Source organism: Streptomyces sp. NPDC093111, from assembly GCF_040683955.1.
Taxonomy (GTDB): domain Bacteria; phylum Actinomycetota; class Actinomycetes; order Streptomycetales; family Streptomycetaceae; genus Streptomyces.
Map to the genome: position 1 here is coordinate 86,526 of NZ_JBFBNW010000025.1, position 22,427 is coordinate 108,952.

The 22,427-nt window shown below is 74.5% G+C and carries 19 protein-coding genes and 2 tRNA genes; 19 read left to right on the forward strand and 2 right to left on the reverse strand.

Going from position 1 to position 22,427, the window contains the following annotated elements:
- The 6 genes from AB0Q96_RS33715 (at position 1) to AB0Q96_RS33740 (ending at position 6,138) form a co-directional block, all read left to right on the forward strand.
- Positions 1 to 1,059 (forward strand): acyl-CoA dehydrogenase family protein, encoded by a 1,059-nt coding sequence (locus AB0Q96_RS33715; RefSeq protein WP_365332200.1) that lies wholly within the window; start codon positions 1 to 3, stop codon positions 1,057 to 1,059.
- A gap of 5 nt (positions 1,060 to 1,064) precedes the next feature.
- Positions 1,065 to 1,463 carry a MaoC family dehydratase gene (locus AB0Q96_RS33720; protein WP_365332264.1) on the forward strand — a complete coding sequence of 133 codons (399 nt, stop codon included), beginning with the start codon at positions 1,065 to 1,067 and terminating at the stop codon, positions 1,461 to 1,463.
- Positions 1,460 to 2,626, forward strand: coding sequence for a lipid-transfer protein (locus AB0Q96_RS33725; RefSeq protein ID WP_365332202.1), 1,167 nt, complete (start codon positions 1,460 to 1,462; stop codon positions 2,624 to 2,626). Before AB0Q96_RS33720 ends, AB0Q96_RS33725 begins: the two co-directional genes overlap by 4 nt.
- A gap of 52 nt (positions 2,627 to 2,678) precedes the next feature.
- Complete coding sequence (locus AB0Q96_RS33730; protein WP_365332204.1) at positions 2,679 to 3,599, forward strand: DUF1906 domain-containing protein; 921 nt, start codon at positions 2,679 to 2,681, stop codon at positions 3,597 to 3,599.
- Positions 3,600 to 3,724: 125 nt separating this feature from the next.
- Positions 3,725 to 4,342, forward strand: a complete 618-nt coding sequence (locus tag AB0Q96_RS33735) for a SigE family RNA polymerase sigma factor (RefSeq protein WP_365332206.1) — start codon at positions 3,725 to 3,727, stop codon at positions 4,340 to 4,342.
- Positions 4,343 to 4,485: 143 nt separating this feature from the next.
- Positions 4,486 to 6,138, forward strand: coding sequence for a long-chain fatty acid--CoA ligase (locus AB0Q96_RS33740; RefSeq protein ID WP_365332208.1), 1,653 nt, complete (start codon positions 4,486 to 4,488; stop codon positions 6,136 to 6,138).
- A 143-nt stretch (positions 6,139 to 6,281) separates the two neighbouring features.
- On the opposite strand, the gene AB0Q96_RS33745 is transcribed toward AB0Q96_RS33740, so the two are convergent.
- Both AB0Q96_RS33745 and AB0Q96_RS33750 read right to left on the reverse strand, forming a co-directional pair.
- On the reverse strand, positions 6,282 to 10,199 hold the full coding sequence (locus tag AB0Q96_RS33745) for a PAS domain-containing protein (protein WP_365332210.1): 3,918 nt from the start codon (positions 10,197 to 10,199) through the stop codon (positions 6,282 to 6,284).
- Positions 10,200 to 10,337: 138 nt separating this feature from the next.
- Complete coding sequence (locus AB0Q96_RS33750) at positions 10,338 to 10,775, reverse strand: SSI family serine proteinase inhibitor (protein WP_365332212.1); 438 nt, start codon at positions 10,773 to 10,775, stop codon at positions 10,338 to 10,340.
- A gap of 306 nt (positions 10,776 to 11,081) precedes the next feature.
- Here AB0Q96_RS33750 and AB0Q96_RS33755 point away from each other — a divergent pair.
- The 13 genes from AB0Q96_RS33755 to AB0Q96_RS33815 all read left to right on the forward strand — a co-directional run bounded on the left by AB0Q96_RS33755 (position 11,082) and on the right by AB0Q96_RS33815 (position 22,415).
- Positions 11,082 to 11,172, forward strand: a tRNA-Ser gene (locus AB0Q96_RS33755).
- Between the two features lie 280 nt (positions 11,173 to 11,452).
- Positions 11,453 to 11,525 (forward strand) — tRNA-Arg (locus AB0Q96_RS33760).
- Between the two features lie 155 nt (positions 11,526 to 11,680).
- Positions 11,681 to 12,037: a hypothetical protein gene (locus AB0Q96_RS33765; RefSeq protein ID WP_365332214.1), complete on the forward strand. Its 357-nt coding sequence runs from the start codon at positions 11,681 to 11,683 to the stop codon at positions 12,035 to 12,037.
- A gap of 193 nt (positions 12,038 to 12,230) precedes the next feature.
- Positions 12,231 to 12,491 carry a hypothetical protein gene (locus AB0Q96_RS33770; RefSeq protein WP_365332216.1) on the forward strand — a complete coding sequence of 87 codons (261 nt, stop codon included), beginning with the start codon at positions 12,231 to 12,233 and terminating at the stop codon, positions 12,489 to 12,491.
- A 29-nt stretch (positions 12,492 to 12,520) separates the two neighbouring features.
- Positions 12,521 to 13,147 (forward strand): histone deacetylase, encoded by a 627-nt coding sequence (locus AB0Q96_RS33775; protein ID WP_365332218.1) that lies wholly within the window; start codon positions 12,521 to 12,523, stop codon positions 13,145 to 13,147.
- Positions 13,148 to 13,213: 66 nt separating this feature from the next.
- A complete protein-coding gene (locus AB0Q96_RS33780; RefSeq protein WP_365332220.1) occupies positions 13,214 to 13,993 on the forward strand; it encodes a Bro-N domain-containing protein in 780 nt (259 codons plus the stop codon).
- Positions 13,994 to 14,107: 114 nt separating this feature from the next.
- Positions 14,108 to 14,980, forward strand: a complete 873-nt coding sequence (locus tag AB0Q96_RS33785) for a DUF2797 domain-containing protein (protein WP_365332222.1) — start codon at positions 14,108 to 14,110, stop codon at positions 14,978 to 14,980.
- 141 nt (positions 14,981 to 15,121) lie between these two features.
- Complete coding sequence (locus AB0Q96_RS33790; protein WP_365332224.1) at positions 15,122 to 15,457, forward strand: antibiotic biosynthesis monooxygenase; 336 nt, start codon at positions 15,122 to 15,124, stop codon at positions 15,455 to 15,457.
- Positions 15,458 to 15,584: 127 nt separating this feature from the next.
- The gene (locus AB0Q96_RS33795) at positions 15,585 to 16,433 is read left to right on the forward strand and encodes an amidohydrolase family protein (protein ID WP_365332265.1); all 849 of its coding nucleotides are present in this window, start codon (positions 15,585 to 15,587) and stop codon (positions 16,431 to 16,433) included.
- Between the two features lie 127 nt (positions 16,434 to 16,560).
- Complete coding sequence (locus AB0Q96_RS33800; RefSeq protein ID WP_365332226.1) at positions 16,561 to 17,298, forward strand: response regulator transcription factor; 738 nt, start codon at positions 16,561 to 16,563, stop codon at positions 17,296 to 17,298.
- A 6-nt stretch (positions 17,299 to 17,304) separates the two neighbouring features.
- Entirely contained in the window at positions 17,305 to 18,795 is a 1,491-nt protein-coding gene (locus AB0Q96_RS33805; protein WP_365332228.1) for a HAMP domain-containing sensor histidine kinase, read from the forward strand.
- Positions 18,796 to 18,966: 171 nt separating this feature from the next.
- Positions 18,967 to 20,238, forward strand: a complete 1,272-nt coding sequence (locus AB0Q96_RS33810; protein ID WP_365332230.1) for a bifunctional glycosyltransferase family 2/GtrA family protein — start codon at positions 18,967 to 18,969, stop codon at positions 20,236 to 20,238.
- Positions 20,235 to 22,415, forward strand: coding sequence for a glycosyltransferase family 39 protein (locus AB0Q96_RS33815; protein ID WP_365332231.1), 2,181 nt, complete (start codon positions 20,235 to 20,237; stop codon positions 22,413 to 22,415). Before AB0Q96_RS33810 ends, AB0Q96_RS33815 begins: the two co-directional genes overlap by 4 nt.
- Positions 22,416 to 22,427 lie beyond the last annotated feature (12 nt).

Genomic DNA, 22,427 nt, shown 5'->3' on the forward strand with positions numbered 1-22,427 from the left:
ATGGACTTCACGCCCACGGAGGAGCAGCAGGCCGCGCGGGAGCTGGCCGCGCGGATCTTCGGCGACCTCGCCACGCACGACCGCCTCACGGCCGCCGGCACCGGCGGCGACGCCGAACTGTGGAAGGCCCTGTGCGCCGCCGGACTGCCCGAGGCCGTCGAGGAGACCGGGCTCCTCGGCCTCGTCCTCCTCGCCGAGGAACAGGGCCGCACGACCGCGCAGGTCCCCTTCACGGCGAGCTGCGTGTACGGGCTGCTCGCCGTCGCCCGGCACGGCACCGAGGACCAGCGGGCCCGGCTGCTGCCCGGCCTCCGGGACGGTACGACGGTGGTGACCGGCGCCTTCCCGGCGCTCGCCGGAGCGGGCGCGGTACGGGCCGACGCCGAGAGCCGGCTCACCGGCACCCTGGACCGGGTGCCCTGGCTCCGGGACGCCACCCACGTCCTCGTCCCGGCCGCCGACCGGACCCTGTGGCTGGTGCGCACGGCGGACGCCGCCCACCCGGTCGAACCCGTCGACCTCACCGCACCCTGGTCCGCCGGCCGCCTGACCCTCGACGGGGCCCGCGGCGAGCGGCTCGGGGCGCCGAAGGGGCCGGCCGCCTCCCCCTACGCCGACGTCCTCGCCGCCGCCAGGATCGCCTTCGCCGGGCTCCAGGCCGGGGTCTGCGCCGGGTCGCTGGCCCGGGCCGTCGCGTACACCTCGGAGCGCGAGCAGTTCGGGCGCCCGCTCTCCTCCCACCAGGCGGTGCAGCTGCGGGCCGCCGACGCGCACATGGACACCGAGTCCATCCGGGTCACCGCCTACGAGGCCGCCTGGCGCCACGACGAGGGCCTGCCCGTGGGCGAGCACGCGCTGACGGCGGCCTGGTGGGCCTCCGAGGCGGGCAAGCGGGTCGTGCACGCCGGCCAGCACCTGCACGGCGGGCTCGGCGCCGACCTCGACCACCCCGTGCACCGGCACTTCCTCTGGGGGCGGCAGCTCGACGCGTACCTGGGCTGCGGCACCGAACTCCTCGCCGAACTGGGCGACCTGCTCGCGAAGGGAGCGTCCGCATGACCGCCGTGCAGGCCGGCGACGAGCTCGCCCCGCTCGTCGTCCCGATCACCCGCACCCTGATCGTCGCCGGGGCCGTGGCCTCCCGCGACTACCAGGACGTGCACCACGACGCCGAACTCGCCCGGGCCAAGGGCTCCCCGGACATCTTCATGAACATCCTCACCACCAACGGCCTGGTGGGCCGGTACATCACCGACCGGTTCGGCCCCGGGACCGTGCTCCGCAAGGTCGCCATCCGGCTCGGCGCGCCCAACTACCCGGGAGACACGATGACGCTGACCGGCACGGTCACGGAGGTCGACGGCGACACCGCCCTGGTGCGGGTCGTCGGCGCCAACGGCCTCGGCCACCACGTCACCGGGACCGTGACGGTGCGGCTGCCCGGAGCGGAGCGGGACCGATGAGCGTCCGCGGCCGGGACTCGCTCGGCGGCCGGGCCGCCATCGCCGGGATCGGGGCCACCGAGTTCTCGAAGGACTCGGGGCGCAGCGAGCTCACGCTCGCCGTCGAGGCCGTGCACGCGGCGCTCGACGACGCCGGGCTCACCCCCGCCGACGTCGACGGCCTGGTCACCTTCACGATGGACACCAGCCCCGAGATCACCGTCGCCCAGGCGGCCGGCATCGGCGAGCTGTCGTTCTTCTCCCGCGTGCACTACGGGGGCGGCGCCGCCTGCGCCACCGTCCAGCAGGCCGCCCTCGCCGTCGCGACGGGCGTCGCCGAGGTGGTGGTCTGCTACCGGGCGTTCAACGAGCGTTCCGGGCGCCGCTTCGGCTCCGGGGTGCAGCAGCGGGAACCGTCCGCGGAGGGCGCGGCGCTCGGCTGGCAGCTGCCCTTCGGGCTGCTCACGCCCGCCTCCTGGGTGGCGATGATCGCCCAGCGCTACCTCCACGCGTACGGGCTGACGCCGGAGGCGTTCGGCCACGTCGCCGTCACCGACCGGCGGCACGCGGCCCGGAACCCCGCCGCGTACTTCCACGGCAAGCCGATCACCCTGGAGGAGCACGCCGCCTCCCGCTGGATCGCCGAGCCGCTGCGGCTGCTCGACTGCTGCCAGGAGACCGACGGCGGCCAGGCCCTGGTCGTGACCTCCGTCGAGCGGGCCCGGGACCTGCGGCGCCCGCCCGCGGTGATCGTGGCCGCCGCCCAGGGCGCCGGGCGCAACCAGGAGGCGATGACCAGCTTCTACCGGGACGACCTGACGGGGCTTCCGGAGATGGGCGTGGTGGCCCGGCAGCTGTGGCGCACCTCGGGGCTCGCGCCCGACGACATCGACGTGGGCATCCTCTACGACCACTTCACCCCCTTCGTGCTGATGCAGCTGGAGGAGTTCGGCTTCTGCGGGCCGGGGGAGGCGGCCGGGTTCGTGGCGGCGGACGCGCTGGCGCTGAACACCCACGGGGGGCAGCTCGGGGAGGCGTACCTGCACGGCATGAACGGGATCGCGGAGGCGGTGCGGCAGATGCGCGGCACGTCCGTGAACCAGGTGCCGGGGGCGGCCAGGACGCTGGTGACGGCGGGCACCGGGGTTCCCACGTCCGGGTTGATCCTGGGCACGGACGGCTGAGGCCGGGGCCCCAGCGGTGGCCGCGCGGGGCGCGGCGCTCTTCACTCGCGCCATGAACGCCATGGACGCACCGGAGACGCCCGCCCCGCCCGCGCCCCGCCCGAGGCCCCGGCCCCGGACCCGCCGCCGACGCCGCGCGGCCCCGGCGGCCGTCGCGGCGCTGCTGGCCTTCGCGCTCCTGACGGGAGCGGGACGGGGGACCGAGGGCTGGGGAAGCGGCGAGCCGGCGTCCGACGCCCAGCGGGCCGCCGCCGCCCCGCAGTACTTCACCGGCCGCGCCTTCGACACCTGCGAGGCCCCGCCCCTCTCCGTGATGCGGGCCTGGCGGGCGTCCCCCTACCGCGCGGTCGGCGTGTACTTCGGGGGGCGCGGGCGGGGCTGCCGTGCGCAGCGGCAGCTGACGCCCGGCTGGGTGGCCTCGGTCCACGGCCTCGGCTGGCGGCTGCTTCCGCTGTTCGTGGGCTCGCAGGCCCCGTGCGTGCTGTCCGAGGCCAAGCGGCGGTACGCGATCGGCGGCACCCCCTGGGCCCAGGGCACCCGCGAGGCCGGGGACGCGGTGCGGGCGGCCCGGGCCCTCGGGTTCGCCGCGGCGAGCCCGCTGTACCTCGACATGGAGGCGTACCGGCTCGGCGACGCCCGCTGTGCCGCGACGACGCTGCGTTTCGTGCGGGCGTGGAGCCGCGAGGTCCGGCGGCTCGGCTACCTGCCGGGCTTCTACAGCAGCGCCGAGACGGGCGTCCGGCACCTGGAGCGGGAGCGGCGGGCGGGGACGAGGGACCTGCCGTCGGTGGTGTGGTTCGCGCGCTGGCGCGGCGTGCCCACGCTGGCGGAGGCGGTGCTCGCCGCGCCGGCGTGGTGGCCGCACGGCCGGATCCACCAGTACGCCGGGAACGTCTCGGAGGCGTACGGCGGTCGGCGGCTGCTGATCGACCGCAGCCTCGTCGACGCCCCGGTGGCGCGCGTCCGACCCTGACCCGCGGCTCCGGGTGCTCCACCTGAAGGAGGTCCGGCGGGCCCTACCCCTACAACCTGAGGGGGAGTGCGGTTCGGGACCTGGGGCCGATCCCCGGGGCGGTCGGGCGCTCATAGCGTGGAGGCATGACTCCGCCGCCTTCTGGCCCCGTCTGTGCCGGCGCCTCGCAGTACGCGACGTACCCGTCGCTCGTGACGCGCCCGTCCGCCGCGACGCACCCGTCCGCCGCGACGCGTCCGTCGTACCCGTCGTACCCGTCGTTCACCTCGTACGTACGGGCTCGCGGCCCCGTCCTCCTCCGCACCGCGCGCTCGCTGACGGCGAACCCGTCGGACGCGGAGGACCTGCTGCAGACGGCGTTGGCCAAGACCTTCGTCGCCTGGGAGCGCATCGAGGACCACCGCGCCCTGGACGGCTACGTCCGCCGGGCCCTGCTGAACACCCGTACGTCCCAGTGGCGCAAGCGCAAGGTCGACGAGTTCGCCTGCGACGAGCTGCCGGAGCCGGCCGGGCTGCCGGAACCGGACCCGGCCGAGCGCCAGGTATTGCACGACGCCATGTGGAGTGCGGTGATGAAGCTGCCCGACCGGCAGCGCGCGATGGTCGTCCTCAGGTATTACGAGGACCTGAGCGAGGCGCAGACCGCCGAGGTGCTCGGCGTCTCCGTCGGCACGGTCAAGAGCGCGGTCTCGCGGGCGCTCGGCAAGCTGCGCGAGGACCCTGAGCTGTCGCCCGTACGCTGAGCCGACGGCCCCTCACGGGCATTACCCTGGGTTATGCCAGTGATCACTGGCAAATTCGTACTCCTGGGTAGTGACATACCGCATGGTACGTGCGCAGAATCGACGCATCCTTACTGCCGCGTAGCGCCCTCGGGAGGACGCCCGTGCTCAGCACCATGCAGGACGTACCGCTGACCGTGACCCGCATCCTGAACCACGGGATGACCATCCACGGGAAGTCCACCATCACCACGTGGACGGGGGAGGCCGAGCCGCAGCGCCGCACCTTCGCCGAGACCGGTGCCCGGGTCGCCCAGCTGGCCCACGCCCTGCGCGACGAACTCGGCGTCACCGGCGACGAACGGGTCGCGACCCTCATGTGGAACAACGCCGAGCACGTCGAGGCGTACTTCGCGATCCCCGCCATGGGCGCGATCGTCCACACCCTCAACCTGCGCCTCCCGGCCGAGCAGCTGGCCTGGATCGTCAACCACGCCGCCGACCGCGTGGTCCTCGTCAACGGCTCGCTCCTCCCGCTCCTCGCCCCGCTGCTGCCGCACCTGCCGACCGTCGAGCACGTCGTCGTCACCGGCCCCGGCGACCGCACCCTCCTCGACGGCGCGGCCCCGCGGGTGCACGAGTACGAGGAGCTGATCGCCGGCCGCCCCACCGCGTACGCGTGGCCCGAGCTGGACGAGCGCGCCGCCGCCGCCATGTGCTACACCTCCGGCACCACCGGCGACCCCAAGGGCGTCGTCTACTCCCACCGCTCGATCTACCTGCACTCCATGCAGGTGAACATGGCCGAGTCGATGGGCCTGACCGACCAGGACACCACCCTCATCGTGGTGCCGCAGTTCCACGTTCTGGCCTGGGGCCTGCCGCACGCCACCTTCATGTCCGGCATCAACATGCTGATGCCGGACCGTTTCCTCCAGCCGGCCCCGCTCGCCGACATGATCGAGTCCGAGAAGCCGACCCACGCCGCGGCCGTCCCCACCATCTGGCAGGGCCTGCTCGCCGAGGTCACCGCCCGCCCCCGCGACCTGACCTCCATGGCCCAGGTCACCATCGGCGGCGCCGCCTGTCCGCCCTCCCTCATGGCGGCGTACGACAAGCTGGGCGTCCGCCTCTGCCACGCCTGGGGCATGACGGAGACCTCCCCGCTCGGCACCATGGCGCACCCGCCGGCCGGCCTCACCCCCGAGGAGGAGTGGCCCTACCGCGTCACGCAGGGACGTTTCCCCGCGGGCGTCGAGGCCCGTCTGGTCGGCCCCGCCGGCGAGTTCCTGCCCTGGGACGGCGAGTCGGCCGGTGAGCTGGAGGTCCGCGGCAACTGGATCGCCGGCGCCTACTACGGCGGCGCCACGGGCGGCGAGCTGCGCCCCGAGGACAAGTTCAGCGCGGACGGCTGGCTCAAGACCGGCGACGTCGGCGTCATCAGCTCCGACGGCTTCCTCACCCTCACCGACCGCGCCAAGGACGTCATCAAGTCCGGCGGCGAGTGGATCTCCTCCGTCGAGCTGGAGAACGCCCTGATGGGCCACCCGGCCGTCGCCGAGGCCGCCGTCGTCGCCGTGCCGGACGAGAAGTGGGGCGAGCGCCCGCTCGCGACCGTCGTGCTCAAGGAGGGCGCGAGCGCGGACTACGAGGAGCTGCGGGCCTTCCTCGCCGCCGAGGGCGGCATCGCCAAGTGGCAGCTCCCGGAGCGTTGGGCGATCGTGCCGACCGTCCCGAAGACCAGCGTCGGGAAGTTCGACAAGAAGGTGATCCGCAAGCAGTACGCGGAGGGCGGCCTGGACGTCACCCAGCTGTAGCCACCCCACGCGCGAGGGTCGGCCGGAACGATCCGACCGGCCCTCGCGCGCACGTCCTTACGCCCTTACGCCCTTACGCCCTTACGCCCTTACGCCCTTACGTCCTTACGGCCTGACGCCCTTACGCCCGCACACCCGTACGGCTAGTTGGTGCCGATCTTCGCGAGCAGGTCGACGATCCGGGCCTGCACCTCGTCGCTGGTCGAGCGCTCGGCGAGGAACAGCACCGTCTCGCCCGAGGAGAGCGCGGGCAGTTCGGCCCCGTCGAGCCCGGCGGACGTGTAGACGACGAGCGGCGTGCGGTTCAACTGCCCGTTCGCGCGCAGCCAGTCGATGATCCCGGCCCGGCGGCGGCGCACCTGCATCAGGTCCATCACCACCAGGTTCGGGCGCATCTGGGTGGCCAGCGTGACCGCCTCGGTGTCGGTCGCCGCCCGCGCCACCTGCATCCCGCGCCGCTCCAGCGTCGCCGCGAGCGCCTGCGCGATGTCCTCGTGCTCCTCGATGAGCAGCACGCGGGACGGGTGCTGCTCGCTGTCCCGGGGGGCCAGAGCCTTGAGCAGGACGGCGGGATCGGCGCCGTACGCCGCCTCCCGGGTGGCCTGCCCGAGTCCGGCCGCGAGCAGGACGGGCACCTCGGCGGCGACGGCCGCCTGGCGCAGCGACTGCAGCGCGGTCCGGGTGATGGGCCCGGTCAGCGGGTCGACGAAGAGCGCGGCGGGGAAGGCGGCGATCTGCGCGTCGACCTCCTCGCGGGAGTGCACGATCACCGGCCGGTAGCCGCGGTCGCTCAGCGCCTGCTGGGTGGAGACGTCCGGCGCGGGCCAGACCAGCAGCCGGCGCGGGTTGTCCAGCGGCTCCGGGGGCAGTTCGTCGTCGACGGGCTGGGGCAGCGGCTGGTTCGACACCTCGACCGCGCCACCGGGCCCGTCCAGCGGCTCGGGCCCCTCGGCGGAGCCTTCGGCGGGCGCCCCTATCGCGTACGCGCGCCCCTCGGGGGCGGCGGCGGGCGCCGGGATCGGGGCGGGCTTCGGGACGGCGGGCACGGGCTGCATCGCCGGGACCGGCGGCATGGCCGGTACGGGCTGGGCCGCGGGCAGCGGGTGCGGCCGGGCGCCCGCCTCCGGCGCCGGGGCGGAGCCCGGACGGCTCTCCTCGGCCGGGTTGCCCAGCTTGCGGCGCCGACCGGAGGGGCCGGGCTGGCCGTTGGGCTGGGCGGCGGCGGGGCTCGCCGGGGCTTGCGCCGGGAGCGGGACCGGGACCGGGGCAGGTGCCGGGGCAGGTGCCGCGGCCGGGGCCGGTCCCGGGTGGGCGAAGGGGACGCCCTGCCCGAGAGTACGGACGCTGAACGCCCGCCCCTGCGTCGAGTCCGAGCCGTGCCCGGAGCCGTGCCCGGAGCCGGGCGCGGGGGCCGCCGCCGGAATCTCCGGCGGAAGCGGCACGGACCCCGTGCCCGTCCCGCTGGTGGTCTCCTGCGGCCCACGCCGCCGCCCGGGCAGCGGATGCGGCTGCGGCGGGGTGTGGTCGTCCTCGGGCAGCGCCCGCACGGCCTCGTGACGCTCAGCGCCCTCGACCGGAACAGCGGGGACGGCGGGCACGGCAGGCATGGCGGCCGCGGCAGGGACAGGGGCGACGGGGGCGATGGGAGTGACGGCGGGGACCGGAGTGGGCTCCTGGGTGCCCTCCTCGTCGCGGTCGGACTCGGCCGGCGGCAGCGCGAACGGCGTACGCGGCCCGGCCTCCGCCGCGGCGGCGCGCTCCTGCGCGGCCGCGAGCGCCCGGCGCCTGCGCCCGGTGGGCTGGGCGGGCGACTCCTCGGACGCGACGGCGGGCAGCGCGAGGGCGGGGGCGAGCGCGTGGTGCGGGGGCGCGTCGACCGGCACGCCCTGCGGGGGCACGGTGTCGCCGAGCGCCGGGCGGGCCAGCGCGCCCTCGGCGGCGGTCACGACGGCACCCTCGGCGGGCCGCCCACGGCGCCGTCCCGTCCCGGTCGGCTCGGCGGGCCCGGCGTTCTGAGCCGGGATCAGCTCACCCGACGCGCCCGCGGGGACACCCGTGGCGGGCGTGTCGTCCGTACGGCCGCGGCGGCGGCCGGTCGGCTCGGGAGCGGCACCGTCCTCGGGAGCCAGCGGGCTCTCCAGGAACGCGTCGGTGGAAGCCCGCCGGGCCCGCCGCCGCCCGCTGCCGTTGGTGCCGTCGGAGCCCTCGGGGGAGACCACGGGCACCCCGTCCGGCCCGCCGCCGGCCCCAGAGGCACCTCGGGCGCCCCCGGCAGCCTCGACGCCGCCCGACTCCCCGGCGCCCCTGGCTTCCCCGGCGTCACGTGCGTCCCCGGCAGCCACCTGCGCGGGCACGGGCGGCAACGCGGGCAACTCCCGGCCACCGCCACCGCCACCGCCACCGCCATCCCCGCTCCGGGCCCCCGCTCCCGCTCCCGCCGCGGGACCCAGCTCGGGCCGCCCTCCGGCGTCCTGGGCGGCGTCCGCGGCGGCGGGCGGTGCGGCGATGGTCCCGCGCCCCGCGCCGAGGGGAACCTCGACGACGTACGCGCTGCCGGTCGTGCCCGGCATGTCGTGCGTCTGGACGACACCGCCGTGGGCGTCGACGATCCCGCGCACGATCGGCTGGTGGACGGGGTCGCCGCCCGCGTACGGCCCGCGGACCTCGATGCGGACGACGTCGCCGCGCTGTGCGGCCGCGACGACGATCGTGGAGTCGGCGTAGCCGCTCGGCTGGGTGGCCTTGCTCTTGCCGGTGGCGTCGACGCCGGCGACGTCGGCGACGAGGTGGGCCAGCGCGGTGACCAGCCGTGCGGCGTCGACCTCCGCCTCGATCGGCGGCGCGTGGACGGCGAACTGGGCGCGGCCGGGCCCGATCAGCTCGACGGCGTGGTCGATGCCGGCCGTGACGATCTTGTCGAGGAGGACGACGTCCTTGTCGAGGTCCTCGGCGCCGGCGTCGAGCCGCTGGTAGCCGAGGACGTTGTCGACGAGGGTGGTCATCCGGGTGTATCCGGCGGCCAGATGGTGGAGGACCTGGTTCGCCTCGGGCCACAACTGCCCGGCGTCGTCGGCGGCGAGGGTGCCGAGCTGGGAGCGCAGCTCCTCCAGGGGCCCGCGCAGGGAGTCGGCGAGCACGGCGGTGAGCTGCTCGTGCCGGGCGGAGAGCGCGGCGTACCGCTCGCGCTGCTGCTCCAGTTCGGCCAGGTGCCGCTCGGCGCGGTCGGCGGCCTCGCCGGCGTGCTGCTCGACGAGCTGCTCGTACGGCCTGCGGTCGGTGAAGGTCATGACGGCGCCGACGAGCTGGTCCCCGTCCCGTACCGGCGCGGTGGTCAGGTCGACCGGCACGCGGTCGCCGCTCTTCGACCAGAGCACCTGGCCGCGGACGCGGTGCTTGCGGCCCGACTTGAGGGTGTCGGCGAGCGGCGAGTCGGCGTACGGGAAGGGCTCGCCGTCCGGGCGGGAGTGCAGCACCAGGGTGTGCAGTTCCTTGCCGCCGAGGTCGGTGGCGCGGAAGCCGAGTATCTGCGCGGCGGCCGGGTTGACGAGGACGACCCGGCCGTCGGTGTCGGTGCCGACGACACCCTCGGCGGCGGCCCGCAGGATCATCTCGGTCTGGCGCTGCGAACGGGCCAGCTCCGCCTCGGTGTCGACGGTGCCGGTGAGGTCCCGGACGACCAGCATGAGCAGCTCGTCACCGGTGTACCCGCTGTACGAGTCGTAGGCCTCGCGCCCGTCCTCCAGGCTGGCGCTGGTCACCTCGACCGGGAACTCGCTGCCGTCGGTGCGGCGGGCGACCATCCGGGTCGGCTTGGTGCGGCCCCGCTCGTCGGCGGCCTCGGGGAGGCGCATGGAGCCGGGGATGAGGCGCGAGTCGAACTCGGGGAGCAGATCCAGCAGCCCGCGCCCGACGAGCGCGGTGCCGGGCGTCTCGAACATGCCGAGGGCGATCGTGTTGGCGTTGACGACCGTGCCGTTGCAATTGACGAGCACGAGGCCGTCCGGGAGGGCGTCGAGTATGGCTGCGAGGCGAGCAGCGCCTCGGGATGGCCTGCTGCTCACGACGACGGTTCCTCCCTGACCCACTGCACGTGCCTGTTGCCTGTGCCTATCGCCTGTCGGCCGGGCCCATCTTGCCCCTCGGGTCGCGGCCTGTCACGGAGGGAGTCTAAGGGAGGAGCTCCCTCCGTTCCCCGGGGCTCACCCCTGGACGCGGGGAAGCACGGGCCGCAGGTTCTCCCAGCGGCTGATCTCGCACCCGTTCCCGCGGGAGAAACGGGCGTCGATCGACCGCCCCTGCCAGTCGCCGGTGATGTGCGCGGTGGCGGGCCCGCCGTACTGCTGGGTGCACATCTGGTCCGCGGGCACGGGGGCGAACGGATTCACTCCGGCGGCGGCGAACTCCTCCAGCCGCTTGCAGGCGTTCTCGGCCGCGGGATGCGTCCCCCCGGGCGTCCCGCCGCACTCCAGCCGGAACGTCCCGTCGGCCTCGGGGCTGCCGGCGTCGGCGACGACGACCGTGAGGGAGTCGGGCGAGGAGAGCAGCGGCAGCGGAGGCAGCGGCCCGAGCCCGGCGCCGGAGGCGGCGGCGCTGACGGCGAGCGGGGCGAGGGTGGCGAGGACGAGGCGGCGCAGCATACGAACTCCAGGAGAGGACGGAGGAAGCCGGAGCGACGGGAGGAACGGGAGAAGCCGGAGCGACGGGAGGAGCTGGAGGGAACCGCAATGGGGAAGGCAGCCCTGAAGGTCACAACCAGGCGCCCCCTCCTCTAACGCTCGGCCCTCCGCTCCGTTGCGCAACCGGGATGCGCCGGGTGGGGGGCGCGAGGGCGCGAGGGCTTTGCCCTGGGCCCCCGGGGCCTAGTACGGTGATAAGCGATTGGTGGCGCGGTGCTCGTCTGTGTCATCATCTGCACGCACCACTCGCGTACGCGCGGGGTGCGAGGAGGCGTCGCCTAGTCCGGTCTATGGCGCCGCACTGCTAATGCGGTTTGGGTCTTAAAGCCCATCGAGGGTTCAAATCCCTCCGCCTCCGCCCCACCGAAGCCCCGGCCCCCAAGGCCGGGGCTTCGCTCGTTCCCGCCCCGAGGCCGCCCCGCCGCCCAGCACTGTGACCCCGGTCTCTTTCCGGCCATTCCAGCGCCCCCGGCCCCGCCGCCGCCCCCGGCCCCGTTTCACCCCGACCCGACGTTTTCGCAGGTCACAAGGGGTGTGGTCTATGGATTTCACATGACGGCGGCAGTCATGTAATGTTCTTCCTGTCGCCGCGAGCGGGTCGAAAGACCGGGGAGCGAAGACGGAAAACAAAAAAACAAGCACTCGTAGCTTAACGGATAGAGCATCTGACTACGGATCAGAAGGTTGCAGGTTCGAATCCTGCCGAGTGCACACAGACAAAAGGCCCGGACGAGAGTCCGGGCCTTTTGCGTTGTCGGGCATAGGGTGCGGCCCCATGGGCGAGACGCGAGAGGCGGGGCCGAATGGCTGACGGCCGGCATCGGTGGATACGGCGGGGGTTCGTGGGTGCCGTGTGGGGATGCGCGGTGCCCTTCCTGCTGGTCTCCTGCTCCACGTACCCGGTGGAGGTCAGGACCGCCGATCAGCTGACGGGCACGTGGACGGACTTCGCCGGCAGGACGGTCGAGTTCAAGGACGACGGCACCTTCACTGCCAAGGACTTGGACAAGGCGGACGTCGGCGCCGAGTGCTCCGGGATCGCCGCCCTGCAGAAGGGGACCGTGTCCCTCTCCGGGGCGTACGGCGACGTCACCTTCGACGGCGTCGACTGCGAGGACATGAAGCTCGCCTTCTACGGCTCCCCGAGTTCGTTCGTCGCCTGCTTCACTCGGGACGTGACGGCCGGAGGGTGCACGGGCGAACTCCGGCGGGACAAGGACTGATTCGAGCTTCGGGGGGCGCGTGGTGAGTGGTGTGAAGGCGGGCCGGGGCTGGGGTGTGGTGCGGCCCTGGCAGGTTCTTGTGGTCGGGGGCGTGCTGGCGGCGGGGGCGCTCGTCGAGCGGGTGCAGGGGGTTCGGGGCGGGCGGCAGTACGTGCTGTGTCACGCGTCGGCGGGGCTGGATCACCTCACGCTCGTGGCTCTCGCACTGGTCGCCGGGGCCCTCCTGGTGGGCGTCGGCGGGGCCGCCGCGGGCGTCCTGCGGGGCAAGGGGTCCCGGCCCGCGTTCCTCGTCGCCTGCATGGTGGCCGCCCTGGCCTTCGTGGTGGCGGCCGACCGGGTCGACGCCGGCGCGGAGCGGCGGGCCGTGGCCCTGGCCGCCGAACCCTTCTCCGAGGGCGCCTGCGACTACGCGCCGCAGGTCTACTCCGCCACTCCCGGCTGGTTCTCCTGGTGAGCGGCTGACGGCCGGTAGCGTCGGATGGTGTGACGGCCGAGCGGGCATCGTGGGTCTGGTACGTCGCCTACGGATCCAACATGGACCTGCGGCGACTCCAGCGGTACCTGGACGCCGGCCGGGACGCCGCCGCCCCCGTCGAGTCCCGGGGCGTCGTCATGCCGGGCGTCGTCTACTTCGCCACCGAGTCCCCCGTCTGGGGCGGCGGGCGGGCGTTCTACGATCCCGCCGCCGAGGGGCGCGCGTACGCGCGGGCGCATCTGATCAGCGCCGGGCAGTTCTCCGACATCGCCGCCCAGGAGATGAACCGCCGGCCCGGCGCCGAGGCCGACATCGACCTCGACGAGGTCGTGCGGCGCGGGCGGGCCCAGGTCGGGCCCGGCAGGTACGAGACCCTCGTACGGGTCGGGGAGGCCGGTCGCGTCCCCATGGTCAGCTTCACCGCCCCCTGGCGGGTGGGCGAGGTCGAGCTGCGCCGGCCCTCCCCCTCCTACCTGCGCCATTTCGTGCTCGGTCTGCGCGCCGTGGGGGGACGTTCCGACCTCCAGATCGCCCGGTACCTGGCCGGGTGCCCCGGGGCCGCCGGAGCCTGGACCGTGCCCGCTCTGCTCGCCCTCATGAGGGCGGAACCTCCTGATTTCCACACGTTTGGGTGAACCAGACTGATTTCCATGTCAGTTGAATATGCCCTCGGCCTAGCTTGCAGGTGGAGGTGATGTCCGATGAACGCCAACGTCAACGCCGACGCCATTGACATCGACGACTTCGTTTTTTCCGCCACCGGCGTCCGGCTGCGCAGGCTCACTCTGGCCGACGGCACGCACTGGTTCCCCGCCGCCGACGTGGCCGGGGCCCTCGGCCACACCGACGTGCGCACCGTCCTCCGCGCCCACGTCGGCCAGGCCATGCAGGCGACCCTCGGCGAACGGATGATCAGCCTCGAGGGCCTCGTCCAGCTCGTCGCCGCCTCCACCACGGCCCGCGTCGCCCCCTTCACGGCCTGGATCGCCGAGCTCGTCACCGCCGTCCAGCGCCACGGCGCCTACGGGCTCGAACCCTCCTCCCTCCAGAGCGGGTTCGTGCCCCCGCCGCCCGTCCTCGACGAGCTCGTCCGGCTGGAGGCCGAGGAGCTCGACGACCGGGCCCTCACCCGGCTCGCCGAGGCCGGCGACCTGCTCGCCGTGCCCGTCCAGCGCGTCGGCCCCGACCCGTACGCAGGCCCCGCGCTCACCCCGCAGGACCTCCTCGACTCCTGGCGCGAGCGGAACGTCGAGCTCAGCGCCGACGTCCACGCCGTCGCCGCCTGCCTCGCCCCCGAGCTCGTCCGCGGTGGCGTCCGCTACCGCCTGGAGGAGGTCGCCCGCCGCACCGGACTCCCCTCCGACCGCGTCCGCGACTGCCTCCGCATGCTCGTCGAGCGGGGGTGCATCATGCGGCATGCCGAGGGCGGAAGCGGATCGGATGGAGGGGATGGTGGGGGGCTGCTGTATCTGCTGCCCTGATCCCTGATTCGTGATCGGTGATCGGTGATCGGTGATGGGTGGTTCCTGATCCGTGGTTCCTGACCGGTGATCGGTGCCTCCGGCTTTGTCAGTGGGCTGCGTCAGACTTGGGCCATGGTGTGGCGGAGTGCCGGAGTGTCCTGGCGGGGTGGCTCGCCCGCGCTGCGGTGGGACGGGGGGCGGGTCAGTCCGCTCGGGTACGGGCGGGTCATCGGGTTCCGCGCGGTGGGGGAGCGGCGGTGTGCGGGGGCCCGGGGGAACGCGTGTCCCCTCAGGGCCGTCGTCGGCGGGCGCGGTACGGGCGGGCGGTGCGCCGAGTGCGCGCGCCTCGACCGGGCGCACTCCGTCGCCGCCGACACCCTCCTCGACGACCCCCGGCCGTACCGCGTCTACCTCGCCTGGTTCGGGCCCGGCCTGGTCAAGGTCGGGATCACCCGGGAGGAACGCGGGGACGCGCGGCTCCTGGAACAGGGCGCGGTCGCGTTCAGCTGGCTCGGGCGGGGGCCGCTGATGGCCGCGCGGCGGACCGAGGAGGTGCTGCGGCACGCGCTCGCCGTGCCCGACCGCATCCCGTACGCGCGCAAGCGGGCCGTCCGCACCGCCCTGGCGCCCACCGCCGTACGGGCCCGCGAGGTCGAGGAGCTGTACGCGCGCGCGGTCGGCGTCGGCGCCTGGTCCGAGACGCTGGAGCGGCTGGAGTGCGAGGTCCGTGACCACGGGGGCGCCTTCCACCTCGACGGGCTGCCGCCGCTCGACGTGAGCGTCGTCGAGCTCGTGCCCGACGGGGTGGTCGCCGGGCGGCTGCTCGCCGCCGCCGGGCCCGATCTGCACCTCCTCGACCGGGACGGGCGGCACCTCGCCCTCGACACCCGGCTGCTGACCGGGTGGGGGATCGAGAGCGCCCCGGGCGAGGCGCCCGTCAGCGTGCCTCTCGGCGTCGTTCCCCGGGACGCGCGGGCGGGGGACGGGCAGGAGGAGCTTTTCTGACGGGCGCCCGGGTGCCCGGGCTGCCGGGCTGCCGGGCTGGCGGGATGCCCCGGCCGTCACCGCCGCCGTGATCGTAAAGTCTTGGATCCCTTCCGGCGGCGGCCATGGACACCTCCGCCCGGCCCGGACCAGGGTGATCACATGACTCCTCGCCCCGTCGGCGGCTTCGAACCGCCTTACTACACCGCTGTCTTCACCTCCGTCCGGCCCGACGCCCCCGAGGGTTACGCCGAGACCGCCGCCGCCCTGCACGCCCTCGTCCGGGACATGCCCGGCTTCCTCGGTTACGAGTCCGCCCGTACGCCCGGTGGCATCGGCATCACCGTCGCCTACTTCCGCGACCTGGAGGGGCTCGCCGCCTGGCAGCACCATCCCGAGCACATGGAGGCGAAGCGGCGTGGGCGGGCGGAGTGGTACGACAGCTACCGGGTCCACATCGGCAAGGTGGAGAGGACGTACGGCTTTGACCGCGACTGACGGCATCCACGGCGACGTCGGCGCTCACGGCGACGTCGGCGCTCACGGCGGCGCCCGCCCCCGCCTCGACGCCGCCCCCCGCCCCCACGAGGGCCCCGAGGTCCGGGCGTGGGCGGCTCGGCTCGGGCTGCCGGGGCTCGTCGACGTCCACACGCACTTCATGCCGCGCAACGTCCTCGACAAGGTGTGGGCCTACTTCGACTCCGCCGGGCCCCTCACCGGCGTGGCGTGGCCCATCACCTACCGCGAGGAGGAGGACCGCCGGGTCGCGCTGCTGCGCGAGTTCGGGGTGCTCGCCTTCACCTCGATGCTCTACCCGCACAAGGCCGGCATGGCCGCCTGGCTCAACGACTGGGCGGACGCCTTCGCCCGCCGCACCCCGGACTGCCTGCACACCGCCACCCTCTTCCCCGAGCCCGGCGCCCCCGCCTACGTACGGGACGCGCTCGACCGCGGGGCCCGGGTCCTCAAGGTGCACGTCCAGGTCGGCGGCTTCGATCCGAACGACGTGCTGCTCGACGAGGTGTGGGGCCTGGTCGAGGACGCCGGGACGCCCGTCGTCATGCACTGCGGCTCCGGGCCCGCGCCCGGCGCGTTCACCGGTCCCGGGCCGGTCGGGCGGCTGCTCGCCCGGCACCCGCGGCTGCGGCTGATCGTCGCCCACATGGGCATGCCCGAGTACGGGGAGTTCCTGGGCCTCGCCGAGCGGTACGAGGGCGTCCACCTCGACACCACCATGGCCTTCACCGACTTCAGCGAACGCCTCGCGCCCTTCCCCGGGGACGAGCTCAAGCGGCTCCAGGGCCTCGGCGACCGGATCCTCCTCGGTACGGACTTCCCGAACCTCCCCTACGCGTACGTCCACCAGCTGCACGCCCTCGAACGCCTCGGGCTCGGCGACGACTGGCTGCGGGCGGTCTGCCACGACAACGGCGCCCGGCTCTTCGGACTGCCACAGCGCCCACCGGTCTCCTAGGCCCCAGGGCCGGCCCCCGCCCGCCCCCGGGCACGCCCCGTCCGCCCCGCCCGCGCCCCCGGGCATTCTCAGGAGATTCACAGGGAAGGGAAAGAACGGTCTCAGTAGCGGCGGACACGGTGGTGCCATGACTGCGACCACTCCCCGCTCGCGTACCGATCTGCTCCGGCCCGACGGCACCGCCGTCCGTGTCCTCGTCGTCGACGACGAGGCCTCGCTCGCCGAGCTGCTCTCGATGGCCCTGCGCTACGAGGGCTGGCAGGTGCACAGCGCGGGCGACGGGGCCGGGGCGCTGCGCACCGCGCGGGAGTTCCGGCCCGACGTCGTCGTCCTCGACATGATGCTGCCCGACATGGACGGGCTCGCCGTCCTCGGGCGGCTGCGGCGCGAGCTGCCCGAGGTGCCGGTGCTGTTCCTCACCGCGAAGGACGCAGTCGAGGACCGGATCGCCGGGCTCACCGCGGGCGGCGACGACTACGTCACCAAGCCGTTCAGCCTGGAGGAGGTCGTCGCCCGGCTGCGCGGGCTGATCCGCCGCTCCGGGGCCGCGCAGGCGCGCACCGGGTCGCTGCTCACCGTCGGCGACCTCACCCTCGACGAGGACAGCCACGAGGTCACCCGCGGCGGCGACTCCGTCCACCTCACCGCGACCGAGTTCGAGCTGCTGCGCTACCTCATGCGCAACCCGCGCCGGGTGCTCAGCAAGGCGCAGATCCTGGACCGCGTCTGGTCGTACGACTTCGGCGGCCAGGCCAACGTCGTCGAGCTCTACATCTCGTACCTGCGCCGCAAGCTGGACGCCGGACGCAGCCCGATGATCCACACCCGGCGGGGGGCCGGCTACCTCATCAAGCCCGGCGAGTAGGGCGGCATGCGCATCCGCCCCCGGGCGCCCTGGTCGCTGCGGACCCGGCTGGTCGTCTCCGCCGTCGCGCTGATCGCCGTCGTGTGCGCGGTCATCGGCACGGTGACGACGATCGCGTTCCGCTCGTACCTGTACGACCAGGCGGACGCCCGCCTCCAGGAGGTCGCCAACCGGGCGTCCGGCCCGCCGCACTCCACCCCCGGACCCCTGCCCGAGTCCGGCTTCGAGGCGCCCCTCAACTTCGTCATCGGGCCCGGCGCACCGCTCGGGACGGTCGGCGCGCGGGTCGTGGACGGCGAGCTCGGCGCGGCGAGCGTCTCCGTACCGCCCGAGGACGGGGTGTACGGGCCGCGGTACCTGCGGGACCCGCTGAGCGGCGCCCAGTCCGCGGCCCTGGCCACCGTCCCCCGCGACGGCGGCCCGCACACCGTGGCGCTGCCCGGCGGCCTCGGCGACTACCGGGTGCAGTACGCCACCGGCAAGAACGGCGACTACCTCATAGGCATCCCGCTGACCGAGGTCCAGGACGCCCTCTCCACCCTCGTCGTCGTCGAGCTGAGCGTCACCGGCGCCGGGCTCGTCGCCGCCTCCCTCGCCGGCACCGTCCTCGTACGGATCGCCCTGCGGCCGCTGCGCCGGGTCGCCGCGACCGCCGCCCAGGTCTCCCGGCTGCCGCTGCACAGCGGCGAGGTGGCGCTCGACCACCGGGTGCCGGAGGCGCAGGCCGATCCCCGGACCGAGGTCGGGCAGGTCGGCGCGGCCATCAACCGGATGCTCGACCACGTCCACTCGGCGCTCGACGCGCGGCAGCGGAGCGAGACCCGGGTCCGCCGGTTCGTCGCCGACGCCAGCCACGAACTGCGCACCCCGCTGGCCTCGATCCGCGGGTACGCGGAGCTGACCCGGCGCGGGCGCGAGGAGTGCGGGCCCGACACCCGGCACGCGCTCGGGCGCATCGAGTCCGAGGCGACCCGGATGACCGACCTGGTCGAGGACCTGCTGCTGCTCGCCCGGCTCGACGCCGGACGCCCGCTCTCGTACGAGAGCACCGATCTCGCCCGGCTGGTCGTGGATGCCGTCTCCGACGCCCGTGCCGCCGGCCCCGGACACCACTGGCGCCTCGAACTCCCCCACGGCGGCGCCGCGGTGAAGATCCCGGCCGACGGCGCCCGGCTCCACCAGGTCCTCGTCAACCTCCTCGGCAACGCCCGTACGCACACCCCGCCCGGCACCACCGTCACCGGGCGCCTGCGGGTCGGCCCCGCCCACGTCGTCGTCGAGGTCGAGGACGACGGGCCGGGCATCCCGCCGGAGTCGGTGCCGTCCGTCTTCGAACGGTTCGCCCGCGGGGACGCCTCCCGCTCCCGGCAGGCCGGCAGCACCGGTCTCGGCCTCGCCATCGTCCGGGCCGTCACCCTCGCCCACGGCGGCGAGGTGACCGTCGACAGCGCGCCGGGCCGCACCCTGTTCGCGGTCAGGCTGCCGAAGCAGCTCTGATCCGGCGGGCCTTGAGCTCCCGGCCCCCCCTGTCCTCCGGGCCCCAGCCGCCCCCACGCCTCCACGCCCCCGCCCCCCACGCCCCCACCCCCCACCTCCCGCCCCCGACTCACAGCCACGCCACAGCCTCACCACACCGCCGTGACAGCGGCTCTGGCGAGGGTCGGGGTCATGCAGATGTCACCGACCGCCGAAACCCTTCCCGCCCGGGAGCACCTGCCCGTCGGCGCGGCCGGCCGGCCCGTCCTCGACGTGGTGATCCCCGTGTTCAACGAGGAGAGGGACCTGGAGCGCTGTGTCCTGCGGCTCCACGACCACCTCTCCCGCACCTTCCCGTACGACTTCCGCGTCACCGTCGCCGACAACGCCTCCACCGACTCCACCCCGGACGTGGCGCGTGCGCTGGCCGCCCGACTGCCCGCCGTACGGTCCGTACGGCTGGAGCAGAAGGGGCGCGGGCGGGCGCTGCGGACCGTGTGGTCGGCCTCCGAGGCGCCGGTCCTCGCGTACATGGACGTGGACCTGTCCACCGACCTCAACGCGCTGCTCCCGCTCGTCGCGCCGCTCATCTCCGGCCACTCCGACCTCGCGATCGGCTCGCGGCTGGCCCGCTCCTCGCGCGTGGTGCGCGGGCCGAAGCGGGAGTTCATCTCCCGCACCTACAACCTGATCCTGCGCGGCTCGCTCGCCGCCCGCTTCTCCGACGCCCAGTGTGGCTTCAAGGCGATCCGGCGCGAGGTCGCCGAACGCCTGCTGCCGATGGTCGAGGACACCGGCTGGTTCTTCGACACGGAGATGCTGGTGCTCGCCGAGCGGGCCGGGCTGCGCATCCACGAGGTGCCGGTGGACTGGGTCGACGACCCCGACTCGACCGTGCACATCGTGCGGACCGCCGCCGACGACCTGCGGGGCGTGTGGCGGGTGGGGCGGGCGCTCGCGACCGGTTCGCTGGCGCTGGACCGGCTGGCCCGGCCGTTCGGCGACGACCCGCGCGACCGCGACCTGTCCGGCGTGCCGGGCGGCCTGGCCCGCCAACTGGTCGGCTTCTGCGTGGTCGGGGCCCTGTCGACCCTCTTCTACCTGGCCCTCTACTCCCTGTTCCGGCTCGGCGTCGGCCCCCAACTCGCCAACGCCGGCGCCCTCCTCGTCTCCGCCGTCGCCAACACGGCCGCCAACCGGCGGCTCACCTTCGGCGTACGGGGCCGGGACCGGGCCGCCCGCCACCAGGCGCAGGGGCTCGTCGTCTTCGGCATCGGCCTCGCCCTGACCAGCGGCTCCCTCGCCGCGCTCGGTGCCGCGACGGGCGATCCGGCGCACTCGACCGAGCTCGCCGTGCTGATCGTCGCCAACCTCGCCGCGACCGTCGTGCGCTTCCTCCTCTTCCGGCTCTGGGTCTTCCCGGAGCGCGCCCACGCCCCCAGGACCTCAAGGACCTCTCGATGAACTCCCCGAACCCGTTCGTACGGCGCCTGTGGCGCGGGCGGCCCGAGGACGCCCCCTGGGTGCGGCCCGGCTTCCTCGGACTGCTCCTCGTCACCGCGGCGCTCTACCTCTGGAACCTGAGCGCCAGCGGCTACGCCAACTCCTTCTACTCCGCCGCCGTACAGGCCGGCAGCGAGAGCTGGAAGGCCTTCTTCTTCGGCTCGCTCGACGCGGCCAACGCCATCACCGTCGACAAGCCGCCGGCCGCGCTGTGGCCGATGGCCCTGTCGGTCCGCCTCCTCGGCCTCGGCTCCTGGCAGATCCTGCTGCCCGAGGTGCTGATGGGGGTCGCCACCGTCGGCGTCCTGTACGCGTCGGTCCGGCGCCGCTTCGGCGCGGGCGCCGGTCTCCTCGCGGGCGTGGTCCTCGCGCTCACCCCGGTCGCCGCGCTGATGTTCCGCTTCAACAACCCGGACGCGCTGCTGGCCCTGCTCATGACCGTCGCTGTCTACTGCGTGCTGCGGGCCCTGGAGCTCGCCGAGGGCGCGGCGCGGTGGCTGGTGTGGGCGGGCGTGGCGCTCGGCTTCGCGTTCCTCGCCAAGACCCTCCAGGCCTTCCTGATCCTGCCGGTCCTCGCGCTCGTGTACGTGGTGTGCGCGCCGGGCGGGATCGGGCGCCGGTTCGGGCGGCTCGGCCTCGGCGGGCTCGCGATGCTGGTGTCGGCGGGCTGGTGGGTGGCCCTGGTCGAACTGTGGCCGGCGTCCTCCCGCCCGTACGTCGGCGGCTCGCAGAACAACAGCTTCCTGGAGCTGACCTTCGGCTACAACGGCCTCGGCCGGCTCAACGGCGACGAGGTCGGCAGCGTGGGCGGCGGCGGTGCGCGCGGCCGCGGCACGGGCCTGGAGCTCCCGGCCGGCCTGGAGCTGCCGGTGCGCGGCGGCCGGGGTGGTGGCGGCTGGGGCGAGACGGGTCTCGGGCGCATGTTCAACGAGCAGGTCGGCGGCCAGATCTCCTGGCTGCTCCCGGCGGCGCTGCTGCTGCTCGTCGCCGGTCTCGTGGTGACCTGGCGGGCCTCCCGCACGGACACGGCGCGGGCGGCGTTCCTGGTGTGGGGCGGTTCGCTGCTGCTGACGACGGGTGTCTTCAGCTTCATGGCCGGCATCTTCCACGAGTACTACACGGTGGCGATGGCCCCGTACCTCGCCGCCCTGATCGGCATGGGCGCCGCCGTGCTGTGGGAGGAGCGGACGCGGTTCCCCGCCTCGGCGGCGCTCGCCGCGTCGGTCGCGGTGACGGCGGTGTGGGCGTGGGTGCTGCTCGGCCGGAGCCCGGACTGGCTGCCGTGGCTGCGCTGGACGGTGCTCGTCGCGGGCTGCGCGGCGGCGCTCGGGCTGCTGGTCGCGGCCCGGCTGACGCGGGCGGCCCGGCGGGTCGGCCTGACGGCGGCGGGCCTCGGCCTCGCGGCCGCGCTCGCGGGCCCCTTCGCGTACACGCTGGCCACGCTCGCCGACGGACACCAGGGCTCGATCGTCACGGCCGGCCCGGCGGGCACGGCCGGTCCGGGCGGGATGCGCGGCGGCCCGGGGGGCGGCCGGATGCTGTTCGGGGAGGGGCCGGGCGGGCAGGGCGGCCAGGGCGGTCAGGGCATGGGCGGCCGGTTCCCGGGCGGTCAAGGCGGCCAGGGCATAGGCCAGTTCCCGGGCGGCGGCGGCCAAGGCGGCCAAGGCGCAGGCCAGTTCCCCGGCGCCGGCCAGCTCCCGGGCGCCGGTCAGGCCCCCGCCGCCGGTCAGACCCCCACGGCGCCCGGCGAGAACGTCCGTCCCGGCACATCCGGCGGCCTGCTCGACGGGGCGAAGGTCGGCTCCGCCGCCAAGGCCGAACTGCTGGCCGACGCCGACGCGTACACCTGGGTCGCCGCCGCCGTCGGCGCGCAGAACGCGGCCAGCTACCAGCTCGCCACGGAGAAGCCGGTGATGGCGATCGGCGGCTTCAACGGCAGCGACCCGTCCCCGACGCTCGCGCAGTTCAAGCAGTACGTGGCCGAGGGGAGGATCCACTACTTCATCGGGTCCGGCGGCGGCATGGGCGGTGGTCCCGGCGGTGGCGGCAGCAGCGCGATCAGCTCGTGGGTCGAGTCCACCTTCGAGGAGACGACCGTGGACGGCGCCACCTTCTACGACCTGACCGACAGGAAGTAATCCCTATACAGC

Excerpts from the sequence above, each read along its gene's own strand:
- AB0Q96_RS33815 (WP_365332231.1), top strand. The coding sequence starts at position 20,235 with ATGAACTCCCCGAACCCGTTCGTACGGCGCCTGTGGCGCGGGCGGCCC.
- AB0Q96_RS33715 (WP_365332200.1), top strand. The coding sequence starts at position 1 with ATGGACTTCACGCCCACGGAGGAGCAGCAGGCCGCGCGGGAGCTGGCC.
- AB0Q96_RS33790 (WP_365332224.1), top strand. The coding sequence starts at position 15,122 with ATGACTCCTCGCCCCGTCGGCGGCTTCGAACCGCCTTACTACACCGCT.
- AB0Q96_RS33725 (WP_365332202.1), top strand. The coding sequence starts at position 1,460 with ATGAGCGTCCGCGGCCGGGACTCGCTCGGCGGCCGGGCCGCCATCGCC.
- AB0Q96_RS33730 (WP_365332204.1), top strand. The coding sequence starts at position 2,679 with ATGAACGCCATGGACGCACCGGAGACGCCCGCCCCGCCCGCGCCCCGC.
- AB0Q96_RS33750 (WP_365332212.1), bottom strand. The coding sequence starts at position 10,775 with ATGCTGCGCCGCCTCGTCCTCGCCACCCTCGCCCCGCTCGCCGTCAGC.
- AB0Q96_RS33780 (WP_365332220.1), top strand. The coding sequence starts at position 13,214 with ATGAACGCCAACGTCAACGCCGACGCCATTGACATCGACGACTTCGTT.
- AB0Q96_RS33800 (WP_365332226.1), top strand. The coding sequence starts at position 16,561 with ATGACTGCGACCACTCCCCGCTCGCGTACCGATCTGCTCCGGCCCGAC.
- AB0Q96_RS33735 (WP_365332206.1), top strand. The coding sequence starts at position 3,725 with ATGACTCCGCCGCCTTCTGGCCCCGTCTGTGCCGGCGCCTCGCAGTAC.
- AB0Q96_RS33805 (WP_365332228.1), top strand. The coding sequence starts at position 17,305 with ATGCGCATCCGCCCCCGGGCGCCCTGGTCGCTGCGGACCCGGCTGGTC.
- AB0Q96_RS33785 (WP_365332222.1), top strand. The coding sequence starts at position 14,108 with ATGGTGTGGCGGAGTGCCGGAGTGTCCTGGCGGGGTGGCTCGCCCGCG.
- AB0Q96_RS33810 (WP_365332230.1), top strand. The coding sequence starts at position 18,967 with ATGCAGATGTCACCGACCGCCGAAACCCTTCCCGCCCGGGAGCACCTG.